Annotated in this window: 12 protein-coding genes and 2 pseudogenes; 11 read left to right on the forward strand and 3 right to left on the reverse strand. The window is 59.8% G+C overall.

Annotated elements, in window-relative coordinates; genetic code table 11:
- The 8 genes and pseudogenes from PF446_RS02015 to PF446_RS02050 all read left to right on the forward strand — a co-directional run.
- A pseudogene (locus PF446_RS02015) lies at positions 1 to 150 on the forward strand (NrdJb); the annotation flags it as partial.
- A gap of 242 nt (positions 151 to 392) precedes the next feature.
- Positions 393 to 1,322 (forward strand): toll/interleukin-1 receptor domain-containing protein, encoded by a 930-nt coding sequence (locus PF446_RS02020; protein WP_298069184.1) that lies wholly within the window; start codon positions 393 to 395, stop codon positions 1,320 to 1,322.
- Positions 1,323 to 1,892: 570 nt separating this feature from the next.
- Complete coding sequence (locus PF446_RS02025; protein ID WP_298069186.1) at positions 1,893 to 2,135, forward strand: AbrB/MazE/SpoVT family DNA-binding domain-containing protein; 243 nt, start codon at positions 1,893 to 1,895, stop codon at positions 2,133 to 2,135.
- Entirely contained in the window at positions 2,135 to 2,473 is a 339-nt protein-coding gene (gene mazF, locus PF446_RS02030) for an endoribonuclease MazF (protein WP_298069188.1), read from the forward strand. Before PF446_RS02025 ends, mazF begins: the two co-directional genes overlap by 1 nt.
- A complete protein-coding gene (locus PF446_RS02035) occupies positions 2,470 to 2,604 on the forward strand; it encodes a hypothetical protein (protein WP_298069190.1) in 135 nt (44 codons plus the stop codon). The genes mazF and PF446_RS02035 overlap by 4 nt, the downstream gene beginning before the upstream one ends.
- 18 nt (positions 2,605 to 2,622) lie before the next feature.
- Complete coding sequence (locus PF446_RS02040) at positions 2,623 to 3,105, forward strand: hypothetical protein (protein ID WP_298069192.1); 483 nt, start codon at positions 2,623 to 2,625, stop codon at positions 3,103 to 3,105.
- Complete coding sequence (locus tag PF446_RS02045; protein ID WP_298069194.1) at positions 3,102 to 3,239, forward strand: hypothetical protein; 138 nt, start codon at positions 3,102 to 3,104, stop codon at positions 3,237 to 3,239. Before PF446_RS02040 ends, PF446_RS02045 begins: the two co-directional genes overlap by 4 nt.
- Before the next feature lie 222 nt (positions 3,240 to 3,461).
- Entirely contained in the window at positions 3,462 to 4,118 is a 657-nt protein-coding gene (locus tag PF446_RS02050) for a peroxiredoxin (RefSeq protein ID WP_298069196.1), read from the forward strand.
- A 52-nt stretch (positions 4,119 to 4,170) separates the two neighbouring features.
- Here PF446_RS02050 and PF446_RS02055 read toward each other — a convergent pair whose 3' ends face one another.
- Together PF446_RS02055 and PF446_RS02060 are read right to left on the reverse strand one after the other, a co-directional pair.
- Entirely contained in the window at positions 4,171 to 4,842 is a 672-nt protein-coding gene (locus tag PF446_RS02055; RefSeq protein WP_298069198.1) for an SDR family oxidoreductase, read from the reverse strand.
- Positions 4,843 to 4,982: 140 nt separating this feature from the next.
- Positions 4,983 to 5,177 (reverse strand): hypothetical protein, encoded by a 195-nt coding sequence (locus tag PF446_RS02060; protein WP_298069200.1) that lies wholly within the window; start codon positions 5,175 to 5,177, stop codon positions 4,983 to 4,985.
- A 106-nt stretch (positions 5,178 to 5,283) separates the two neighbouring features.
- Between PF446_RS02060 and PF446_RS02065 the strand changes: the two genes are divergently transcribed.
- Entirely contained in the window at positions 5,284 to 7,446 is a 2,163-nt protein-coding gene (locus tag PF446_RS02065) for a prolyl oligopeptidase family serine peptidase (protein ID WP_298069203.1), read from the forward strand.
- 871 nt (positions 7,447 to 8,317) lie between these two features.
- A complete protein-coding gene (locus PF446_RS02070; protein ID WP_298069205.1) occupies positions 8,318 to 9,805 on the forward strand; it encodes an MFS transporter in 1,488 nt (495 codons plus the stop codon).
- Positions 9,806 to 9,882: 77 nt separating this feature from the next.
- Here the strand turns inward: PF446_RS02070 and PF446_RS02075 are convergent.
- Positions 9,883 to 11,086 (reverse strand): annotated as a pseudogene (locus tag PF446_RS02075) (IS4 family transposase).
- Between the two features lie 484 nt (positions 11,087 to 11,570).
- Between PF446_RS02075 and PF446_RS02080 the strand changes: the two are divergent.
- The coding region (locus tag PF446_RS02080; RefSeq protein ID WP_298069207.1) for a hypothetical protein at positions 11,571 to 11,751 on the forward strand (181 nt) is incomplete at its 3' end.

The following is an 11,751-nucleotide window of genomic DNA, read 5'->3' on the forward strand; positions in this document are numbered from 1 at the left end:
GAGGCGGACGACGACAGCGACGACGAGTCGGTCTCGGGCGGCGGGTTTCCGCCGAGTGCGAGTCTGTGCAGCAAGTGCAATACCAAGGCGTTGGTGTTGATGGATAATTGTCAGACTTGTTTGAATTGTGGGTATTCGAAGTGTGGGTGAGGGGTGCACTTCGGTGAGCTGAGATGACAAAAAAGGGCGGCAGAGATGCCGCCCTTTTTTGTATTGAGGGGCTGCCAACAGGTGTCCAAAGATTAGATTTCGAGTCTATGTTTGTGTAGACATTTTTTCGGGATTTGATTAGAAGAGCTTGTGCATTCGGGAAAATCGCCTGCTGTAAAATAGATGGAAGAATTGAAATTGCAGTCTCCAACCGAATTTTAGTTAAGTGCCGCAACTACATTATGAAAGTCCTCGAACGCCTTGAACTTGTTGATCGCATTGGTCGCGAGCTGCAGAGTCGGATGAGCTACGGTGAAATCGATACCTACCTCAAGGCTTACGGAGTTGACACGATGAAGCCGACTTCTGGAGTCAATAGTAAGTGGGTCTACTCCAAAGAGTTGCTCGGCGACGAGGCAGATTCGATTGTTCTTCGAATCGCCGATGAGTTAGGGGTTCCGCACAACCAGATAGTTGCCGACCCGGGGCGAACACTAGAAGCGACCTTCTGGGAGCCTTTTCACTTCAAGCTATTTCTAAGCCACCTGTCTGCGTTCAAGTCGACTACCGGTCAACTACAAACGGCGTTGCGGAAATTCGGTATATCGGCGTTCGTGGCCCACGTAGACATTGAGCCGACGCGTGAGTGGCAAGACGAGATCGAAGCTGGTCTCTTCTCCATGGATGCACTTGCTGCAATCCTGATGCGGGGATTCAAGGAGAGCAGTTGGACCGATCAGGAAGTCGGCGTCGCATTTGGGCGCGGTGTGCTTGTCATTCCGATCATGCGTGGGATCAACCCCTACGGATTCATCTCCAAGTTCCAAGGGCTGAATGCCAACGGTAAGTCTGTCGGCGATATCGCTGATGAACTGTTTCGGATTCTCGCCAAATCCCCGAAAACAAGAGCACGCATGCTGTCGTGCTTGACCGAGACCACACTTCAGTCGAAGTCGGAGGCCGAGGCGATTTTCAAGATACGAAAGCTAGCCTCAATCAAAAATCTACCGAAAGGCCATCTCCAGAAGCTCAAGGAGTCAGCATCGGCCTCGGCGGTGCTCATGGCTGGGGAGGCACTCGACGAACTGAATGCCCTTCTCACAGCGCGTGGCATTGAACCGGTAGTCACCAAGAGCTCGGCGAACCAGTCAGACGATGACGTTCCGTTCTGAACAGAGGAAATCAATGACTCTGAAGACTCATGTCGCCGCCCTCTGCGCTTGGCGGTACGTTGGAACTACCACGGTTTCAACGTCGCCCAGCGGAAAAATGGGACGGAGGGAATTAAATAGGATCACAACGGTTCCAGGGACACATACGCACGTTTGAATCGGGGCGCTGAACTTTTGTAAAGTGCGTCTGGTCCCGTTCCTAACCTTGGGTAGAACAAACGAAAAAGCGGAGGGAGGGAGATCGCCCACAATACCCCGCCACCCACTTGGGCGCTCGTCCTCCGGGTCATGGACCGAGTAAATCGACGCCCTCGGAAAAGGAGACGCCATTTCGCCGCCCCCGTCAATAGAACCATAACCTCCCGTCTCCCCGTTGCCGGGGAGATCGGTGCCACGTAGCCATCGGTCCGACTTCCGCTGCGTTTCCTCTCGGCGCGAGGATCGCGCCAGACACCCTTCTGGTTTTGAACCAAACACTCATCGGTCAACGCGGATTCCGTCCAGGTGTGCTCTTGCACCTGAGCGCAGGTCAGCCTAGTATCTACAAAGTAGATACTTCAGGAGCGACGAATGCACGTCATCGTCAAGAAATGGGGCAACAGCGCCGCCGTGCGCATTCCGGCGTCGATCATGAAATCGCTGCGCTTGCGCCCGGACGATCCGGTGGAAGTGCGTGCCGAAGACGGGCGGATCGTCATATCGCCCTTGGCGCCACGCGCATACAAGCTTGCCCGACTCGTCGACGCCATCACCGCGGAAAATCTCCAGGACGCAGCGGACTTCGGGCCCGCGGTGGGCCAGGAAGCGCTTTGATGGCGCGCCGTTACGTCCCTGACGCGGGTGATATCGTGTGGTTGCAATTCGATCCGCAGTCTGGACATGTGCATGCCGGACAGCGGCCGGCGCTGGTACTGAGTCCATCGGCGTACAACGGCAAGACCGGTCTGATGTTGTGCTGCCCGATGACGACGCGCATCAAGGGTTACCCGTTCGAGGTGCGCGTTGCCGGCAAGCGTGCCGGCGCTGCACTCGCGGATCAGGTCAAGAGTCTCGATTGGGTTGTGCGCAAAGCGGTTCGCAAAGGCAAGGCTGCGCCAGCGGAGCTTTCAGAGGTCCGCGCAAAAGCCATTGCGCTGATCGGTGAACCGTGAGCGGGAATCGTATGACCGCCCTGTGGCAACGCCTGAAGCAACGCAAGCTGGTGCAATGGGCGCTGGCCTACGTGGCGGGTGCATGGGCACTGTTGCAGATGCTGGATCTGGCCGCCGAAAGCTACGCCTGACCGTCGGCGATCATGCGCGTGGCCTTTGCGCTGATCGCGCTGGGTTTCGTGGTGACGCTGGTGCTGGCCTGGTACCACGGTGAGCGCGGCCAGCAGCGGGTGACGGGCGTGGAACTGTTGATCCTGGCCGGGGTGTTCGCCATCGGCGGGTTCCTGATCTGGCATTACGGCGGACAAGGGCCGTCGCCGGCGGCGATCGCGTCCACGGCCGCGCCCGCCGCTGCCAATTCTGTCGCCGCGTCCGCGCCAGCGGCCAGCATTCCCGCCAAGTCCATCGCCGTGCTGCCGTTCGAGAATCTTTCCGCAGACAAGGACAACAGATATTTCGCCGACGGCATGCAGAATCTGATCCTGACCAAGCTGGCCGATAGCGGCGATCTCAAGGTCATCTCGCGTACCTCTACCCTATCGGGTACAGCTATTTGGGCCTGCACGAGGATGCCAAAGTCAAGGAGCTGCTCCGGCGCGCCCTGGCTATCACCCCGGACGATGTCGTCGTGATCACCCTGTTGGCTGGGGTCTATCAAAGCGAAGGCGATCTGAAAAAGTCGGCTGCCATCCTCGCTGGCGGAAAGACAGAAACGGTGTCAGGGACAATTTTCGTTGGGTGTGTTGTGGTGGAAAGGGAAGTCTGACCTTTGTTTCTCTGGGCGGTATACCGACGCCATGTGTATCGCGACTTCTCTTTTCCAGATCATTCGCTCGCACTCGATAGGAGCGCGGTTCGAACCGGGATCGGCGTATGCTGTGAAGCCCGGCGCGAAGTGTCTGCGAGTGACGGACCGGTGCAGGATTCATGGCAAGGTCCGGCTCCTTGTGCGACGCCTTGCGTCATTCCCTTTGAAAGAGGAACGATCATGGCGCTCAGGATTAATGACATCGCACCGAATTTCACGGCTGATTCCACCGCGGGGACGCTGACCCTGCATGACTGGATAGGGGACGGTTACGCCATTCTCTTCTCCCATCCGAAAGACTTTACCCCGGTCTGCACGACCGAGTTTGGCGCCGTTGCCCGGCTCGCGCCCGAGTTCGCCAAGCGCCATACCAAGGTGATGGGCGTGTCGGTCGACAGCGTGGAAGATCATCAGAAGTGGAAACGCGATATCGAGGCGTTTTCTGGCGCACCCGCGGATTTCCCGATCATCGACGACACGTCGCTGCAGGTGGCCAAGCTTTACGACATGCTGCCAGCCGAAGCCTACCTACCGGATGGCCGCACGCCTGCGGACAGCGCCACGGTGCGAACCGTGTTCATCATCGGACCGGACAAGAAGGTCCGTCTGACCATGACGTATCCGATGTCGGTCGGCCGTAACTTTGCCGAAATCCTGCGGGCACTGGATGCGGTCCAGGCGACCGATGGCGCGCCCGTGGCGACGCCGGCCAACTGGCAGCCGGGCCAGGATGTGATCGTGGGGCTGAGCCTCAACGACGAGCAGGCCCGGAGCCGATTTGGCGACATCGACATCAAGCTGCCTTACCTTCGTTTCGCCAAGCCACCGAATAAATAAAAGGAAAAAAGGTGGCAGGGACAATTTATCCTGGATCAGCGTAGACGCGGCCCTACCAGGGCAGTGTTTCGCCGTTCTGGTGCCAGAAGCTGCCGGACTCTTTCAGTGTCAGCGCGTCGATCCGTGCCAGCAGGCCACGGACGGACGCGTCGGCGTCGATCAGGCCCTGGTGTCCGGTCATGTCGGTACGCACAAATCCGGGATGCAAAAGGGCCACGCTGATACCACGCGGCTTGAGATCCACGGCCAGCGATTTCCCGGCTGCGTTCACGGCGGCCTTGGACATACGGTAGCCGTAATTGCCCCCGGAGTCGTTGTCGGCGATCGATCCCATGCGGCTGGTCAGGATGCCGATCTTGCCACCCTGCGGGATCAGGTCCATCAGGGCCTGTGTGACCAGAAGCGGTGCAATCGCGTTGGTATCGAACTGCAAGTGAATCTGCCCCACGGCCTGGGCGTCGATACCGCCCAGCGTCTGCTTGCTCAAGATTCCGGCCACATGCATCAGGATGTCGATTTGCCTGCCGTCGAGCGCATGACGGAGCGCCTGCAGGTCCGCGATTTGGCGCACATCGACGGAGTCGATGATCTCGACATCGAGGGCATCCAGTTCGCTCGAACGTTTGCGGCACACCGCGATCACCGTGTCGCCACGTGCCTTGCACTGGCGGCACATCTCCAAGCCGATACCGCGATTGGCGCCGGTAATGAGTATGGTGGTCATGGAAACCTCGCTGAAACTAAAGAAAACGCAGTCAGGGACAAATTATCACACGCCAAAAAAGGGCTGCAGAGTCATTTTTTGGGGTCATGAAGACCAAAGGCACTCAAGGGGTCCAAAGGGGTCGTGGTCATTAAACAGGCTTACTTGCCTCCGTCCACTTTGTTGACCCGCATGTCCACCTGGCGCGGCGCGACGACCGCCTGCGCTCCAGCGACATCGGCGAAAAAGTCCCGGCCTGGCGGGAGTCCAGCATCTGGTTCTGCGGTCCCTTCGCCTTCGGCCAGGCACTGCGCAGCGATATCATCGAACACGGGCTGGATGCGCGCCACTTCCACCAGGACCGCTTCCAGTTGCGCTGAGACGCCGCCGCGTTCCCAAGTTGAGTTGTGGCGCCGAGCCTCGTACATTTGAACGGTTATCATCGACGCCAAGGACACCCGGATGAACGTTTCGCTGCGCGTACTGTATGGACTTGCCGCGATGGCCCTGACCCTGCCGGCATGGGCCGCGCCGCCAAATGCGCTGACCTATCCCCCGGCTCATCGCCATTCGACGGTCGACACCTATTTCGGCACCAAGGTGCCGGCGCCCTACCAGTGGATGGATGACCTCAGCAGCAAGGCGCTGCACCAGTGGGTCGCCGAGGAAAACAAACTTACCGACGCCTACCTGGCCGGGATCCCGGTGCGCGGATGGATCCAGCAACGCCTGACCAAGCTGTGGAACTACCCCAAGGAAAGCACGCCCGACCAGCTCGCCAACGGCATGTTGTTCTTCCGCCGCAATTCCGGCCTGCAGAACCAGAGCGTGGTCTACGTGCAGGACTCGCCCAAGGCCAAGGCCACCGCACTGCTTGATCCCAACAGCCTCTCCACCGACGGTTCCGTAGCCCTGGCCAGCATCGCGCCCTCGCCGAACGGCAAGTACATGGCCTATGGCCTGTCCAACGGCGGCTCGGACTGGCGCACCGTGCACGTGCTCGACGTCAAGGGCAAGCACCCACTGGACGACACGGTGCGCTGGGTCAAGTTCTCAGGCCTGTCCTGGACCCATGACAGCAAGGGTTTCTTCTACTCGCGCTATCCCGAGCCGCCCAAGGGCGAAAAGGCCATCAGCCAGGCGGTGGTCCACCAGAAGCTGTACTACCACACGCTGGGCACGCCGCAGTCGGGCGACAAGCTGATCTTCGCCCTGCCCAACTCCCCACATGCCTTCATTGGGGGCAGCGTCAGCGAGGACGGCCGCTACCTGTACGTGTTCGTGCAAAAAGATTCCATCAGCAACAATGCGCTGTACTACGAAGACCTGGGCAACCCCGACCAGCCCAATCTCGATGCGAAGGTCAAGCCGCTGTACCCGAAAGGCAATGCCGCCTACCAGCCGATCGGCCACGTGGGCAACACGCTGTACCTGCAGACCACGCTGAATGCGCCGCGCGGCAAGATCGTCGCCACGCATTTCAATGATCCCAGTCCCGCACACTGGCGTACCGTGGTGCCGCAGGCCAAGGGCGTGCTGGCTAATGCGGCCATGGCCGACGGCAAGATCCTGGCCAACTACCGCGTCGTCGCCAAAAGCCAGGTCAAGGTGTTCAGCACCCAAGGCAAGCTCCTGCAAACCCTGAAACTGCCAACCATCGGCTCGGTCGGCGGCCTGTCCGCGCGCAACGACTCGCCGACGGTCTACTACGCCTTCTCCTCGTTCCTGTACCCGACCACGATCTATCGTTACGACGTGGCCACGGGCAAGACCGTGGTCGCGTTCAAGCCGAAGGTCGACTTCGACCCCGGCAAGTACCAGACCCGCCAGGTGTTCTACCGCTCCAAGGACGGGACCAAGGTGCCGATGTTCATCGTGGCCCGCAAGGGCATCAAGCTCGATGGCCGGCATCCGACGGTGCTCTACGGCTACGGCGGTTTCGATATCACCATCACCCCGAGCTTCAACCCGATGCTGCCCGTGTGGCTGGAACTGGGTGGCGTCTACGCGGTGCCCAACCTGCGCGGCGGCGGCGTGTACGGCCAGGCCTGGCACCACGCCGGCATGCACGGCAAGAAGCAGAACGTGTTCGACGACTTCGCCTGGGCGGCGAAATACCTGATCCACAAGGGCTACACGTCCAGCAAGCGCCTGGCCATCCAGGGCTACTCCAACGGCGGCCTGCTGACCGGCGCCTCGCTGACCGAACGCCCGAAGCTTTTCGGCGCCGCCTACATCGGCCATGGCGTGCTGGACATGCTGCACTACCAGAAATTCTCCGGGGGCGCGTTCTGGGTGCCGGAGTACGGCAGCTCGTCCAGCAGGAAGGCGTTCCAGTGGCTGATCAAGTACTCGCCGCTGCAGAACATCCACGCCGGCACCTGCTACCCGCCGACCTACATCACCACCTCGTGGGATGATGATCGCGTGGTGCCCAGCCATGAGTTCAAGTTCGCGGCCAAGATCCAGCGCGCGCAGGGCTGCGACAACCCGATCCTGCTGCACACCACCGGCGGCACCAGCCACACCTACATGCCCACCGACAAGATGATCGAGCAGGACGCGGACGTGTGGGCCTTCCAGGCCTGGAACCTGGGCATCAAGAAGGCGCCGAGGGCCCGCTAGGATCCTCCACCTCGCCTCCGGATGGCTTGGCAGCCTCCGGAGGATGAACCCACGCCCCCGCTGGATGACCGCCGGGGGCGTTTTCATGTCCGGCCTGGATCACGCGCGGCGCGCTACAGAGCCGAGGGGTCATGTCTTGAATCTCAAACCGAGGGGTCAGGTCTTGAATCTTTAATTGCCGAGGCTACGAGTTCAGCTTTTACAGAGCCGAGGGGTCAGGTCTTGAATCTTGAATCTTGAATTGCCGAGGCTGCGAGTTCAGCTTTCAGGTCATGTCCCGCCCACTGCGCATCAAGTTTGCCGGCGCACTGGGGAACCGAGGGGACACCATTTCGCCGCCCCGGCAATAGAACCATAAACGCCCGTCTCCCCGTTTTCGGGGAGATCGGTGCCACATAGCCATCGGTCCGTCTTCCGCTGCGTTTCATCTCGGCGCGAGGATCGCGCCAGTCACCGTTCTGGTTGGCAGCCAAACACTCGTCGGTCAACGCGGGTTCCGTCCAGGTGCGCGCTTGCGCTGCACAGAGATAAGGGCTCTTTCGTCCCGTTACTGAAGGCGGGTGACGTCGCCGGCTTGCCGCCTTCGTCCATCACCGCCAAAACGCTGTTTGGAATGCAGGTCGATCCCTGCGTAGAGTGACATGGCTGCCTCCCGTCGCTGGGCGACCTTGAGACCGTGGTAGTTCCAACGTACCGCCAAGCGCAGTGGGCGGCCGCCATGAGTCTTCAGATGGAATTAAATTGGCAAAATTACCTCAGCCCCCTCCAAGCGCCCATTTAAGCGAGCGCGGTCGGCGTTCAATGTTGCATCGGTAGTTATTCAACGACTCGCTGGGTTAGCGGGTTTGAACGTTGAGTCGATTGTGGCGCCGTGTGCGCAGAAGAACGTTCCTCCTCCGCGGATCATGTCCGGTTTGACCAGCATGTATTATGTGTGACTGCATACTGTGAATCGTGCCCTTATCCAGACACCCAAGAACGTGACCGCGAGGACCTGCTTTTGAACAACGCGTCCGACGCTTCCGCCGCCCCTTTACCGCCGACTTCGAATCACCCCCTGCGACTTTTGAGGCAGGTGCTGGCGGCACCGCAGCGCTATACGCGCCCCTGGTATTTTGCCTATCTGCTGCTCGGCATCGTGACCGCGGGCATGGTACCGGTACTGCTGCCGCTGATGATGGTGAGCGTGTCGCATCAACTGTCCAGCGTGGCGTATGTCATGGGCGTCTACGACCTGGGCTTGCTGACATCTCCCCTCTGGGGCGTGCTGGCCGAGCGGCACAAACTGTACCGGAGTCTGTTCCTAGGCGGTTTTCTGCTTGCTGCCGTAGCCATCGCGGTGTTTCCGTTCATGCGCTCGCTTTCGGGCTGGATGTTGGCCGCCTTTGCGTTGGGAGCGGGCTCATCAGGCGCGTCCACGATCGCTTCGCTGCTGATTGTGGATTTCGAACCCGCCAACGAGTGGAACCCGCGTATCGGCATCCTGCAGAGCTTCAACGGCGCGGGTCAGGTGCTGGGGCTGTTGTTGGCCGGTGGATTTTCGCATGGCTCGTTCTCGGCAGGCTTGTGGCTTGCCGCAATCTTTCTGTTGCCTGCGCTGGTGTTAGGCAAGGTCGGATTGCCACTGGCGAGTCTGTCACCACATGAGACGGGCAAACGTGCACACCGGCATCATCTGATTGATGTGCGCGCACTGGCCGTCTTTCCACGCATCAACCTACCGTCCGGCATTGGTTTTCATCTACATGCGTTGAATATGGGCGGTCTGCGTCGACTGCCTTTCATATTGGGCACACCCTTTGGGCGCTTTCTACTGTCATGGTTCATGCTGGCGCTGGGCGTGGCCGGATTCTTCACTTACTTTCCACTGATGCTTGCGCACAGCTATGCGCTGGATTCGCATCTATCCTCGCTTGTCTATGCGCTAGCGGCAGCCGTGGGCATCGCACTGTTCGTGCTCGCCAGTCGTTGGTCTACGCAATTCGGGGCGGGGCGTGTCTACCGGTTCGGGCTGTGGCTGAGACTGGTCGGCTTTTTGCTTCTGGTGTTGGCGTTTCTCGTACCGCTCAGTGATCGTATCGCCTTTGCCGTGATTGGCTTTGCGTTGATCGTCGTCGCTTGGCCTATCCTGAGTGTGTCGGGAACAGCGCTGGCAGCGCAACTGGCGTCGTTCAGTGAAGGTGCGGCCATGGGGCTGTTCAACGCAGCGCTGGCACTGGCGACCGTCATCGGCGCATTTGCCAGTGGACCGCTGATGACCGCGTTCGGCTTTTGGTCCATTGCCGTCATGGGGCTGATCGGCATTGGCTTCGCGATTGTGTTGGCGACTGATACCGTGCCCTCTCGGACACAGGACTAATACGCCTGCCGGAAATAAGTAAAACGCGAGCTACGAGTTTGAGCTAAGGGGTCAGGTCCTGAGGTTTCCCCACGTTTTCATGCCGGCACTCCCAGTTGATCCAGCAGTTGTGAGCTGGGGTGTCGTAGCTGATCGATGAGTTCGCTCAAGCGCGTACTCGACCATCGTCGCACGAGTGCCTCGCGGCCCAGCCGCATGACCGAGTAGAGGCGTCGCCTCGATCGGAATGGCGCAAGCCAAACGTCGATACCGCAACTCTCGCACGCCGTGCCCACGAGCCAGCTGGCAAAGGCGGCCATCGCGCTGAGCAGCAACAGCACTTCGATACGCGCACCTTTACGCGTGAGACTGTCCTCGAAGCCCTGCTCGTAGCGGTGGGACTTCAGATCACGGAACGATAGCTCGATCTGCATGCGTCGGCCGTACAGCGTAATCAGCTGGGGCGCACTGGGCCAAGGAGGGCGATGCCACCAGCAGCCAGGGCTCGCTTTCACGTTGCGCGTTCTTGCGGCTGTTGGAGTTGCGCGCCAGCGCGCCTTGCCGATTGCGATGTTTGCGGCCTTTGGGTGGCTTGGCGTGTAACACCACACGTGCCGTCAGGAGATTGCTTCGCGCGATATCCATCGATCCGAAATCGCGAGGCCTGCGCGTTGCCAATGCATACATGGCCTCGCACGTCACCCATTCACCGGGTTCATCGGGCACCTCGACGGGCTTGAGATAGGTGGTGTTGCGCAAGCGTCCCAGCCATTGCCAGCCCATTGCCTCGACCGCCCGGAACCACGGCCCGCGGAAGCCGGCGTCGGTCACCAGAATCGGCCGCACGTCATCGGGAAGTACGTGCTCCAGGCGTTGTAGAAAACGCTTTTCGGCCTTCGGTGAGCCCGGTTGCCCGCCGGGAAACACCATGTCCAGGATCGGCAGCGTACGGCCACCCACGGGAATTGCCGCGCGCAGCAGATGCCAGCTTCGATCGGACTTCAGATCCGACCAATCGATGACGATGATGGGCTGCTTGGTACGCACCAACCAGCGGGTCATGGCCTTGTAGATGTGCTCGCGCTCGGCATGCAGATGATGGTTGCCCAACAACCGATCCAGTGCCTTCAGCGGCGAGCGGATGCGCTCGGCTCCGGGCCATGAACGCGCCAGGTCCATCAGTGTCAGGCGCCTGCCATCAATCATCGCTTTGACGGCGCGCAGCAACACGCGACGGCGCAGTGCGTGCATCGGCCCAAGTGCGTTGCCCAAGCACTTTTGAAATACTTCGGTTGCGCGCATGGTGTGGTCGCCTTCCTCTGGCTTCGTAACCCGTGAGGAATGACCGCATCATGCGCGCACTGTTCCTTCAGTCAGCGCGCAACGTGTTGATTGAACGAGGAGATTCGTGGGGAAACCTCAGGGTCAGAGTGCACTTTTTGGGGTGAAGAGATACTGAAAGGAAAATGGATGCGGAGAGAATTCAATTGCCTTGTTTGCCCCTGTCCCCTTTCGGGGATACGGGTTCCCTCCGAAAGCAGATGCGCGCTTTTGCGAATGATTTTTGTTGAATGCGTGACGCACATCATAGTTTGCAGTGCGCCGCGAATCCGTGCCTTTATGTTCATATTCAGTACAGCGATAGAGCGCAAGGATAGGTCTGGAGAGACTAGGCAGAGCGCTCCACACTCCTATGGAAAGAAGCCTCGCTCGCAACGGATATCTGCTTGTTTCGAATGAACAACATTTGGTGCGCCCCGTGCACCCCCCAATCCGAGCGATGAACATGAATACGCATAAGAAAACGCTTTTATCGGTGCTGTGCGCGGCTGCCTTCTCGTTTGCCGTAGCACCCATGGCCTTTGCCTTCTCGCCGCAGACGGCACCCGCCGGTAGCAACCAAGAGAGCCAACACGCGCAGGAAGCCGCCGAGCAACACAAGGATTCCACCGAGCACACGCAGAGCG

Source organism: Oleiagrimonas sp., assembly GCF_027858935.1.
GTDB lineage: Bacteria > Pseudomonadota > Gammaproteobacteria > Xanthomonadales > Rhodanobacteraceae > Oleiagrimonas.

Bases quoted from the DNA above. Each gene is read 5' to 3' on its own strand.
- PF446_RS02020 (WP_298069184.1), top strand. From the start codon at position 393: ATGAAAGTCCTCGAACGCCTTGAACTTGTTGATCGCATTGGTCGCGAG.
- PF446_RS02025 (WP_298069186.1), top strand. From the start codon at position 1,893: ATGCACGTCATCGTCAAGAAATGGGGCAACAGCGCCGCCGTGCGCATT.
- mazF (WP_298069188.1), top strand. From the start codon at position 2,135: ATGGCGCGCCGTTACGTCCCTGACGCGGGTGATATCGTGTGGTTGCAA.
- PF446_RS02050 (WP_298069196.1), top strand. From the start codon at position 3,462: ATGGCGCTCAGGATTAATGACATCGCACCGAATTTCACGGCTGATTCC.
- PF446_RS02055 (WP_298069198.1), bottom strand. From the start codon at position 4,842: ATGACCACCATACTCATTACCGGCGCCAATCGCGGTATCGGCTTGGAG.
- PF446_RS02065 (WP_298069203.1), top strand. From the start codon at position 5,284: ATGAACGTTTCGCTGCGCGTACTGTATGGACTTGCCGCGATGGCCCTG.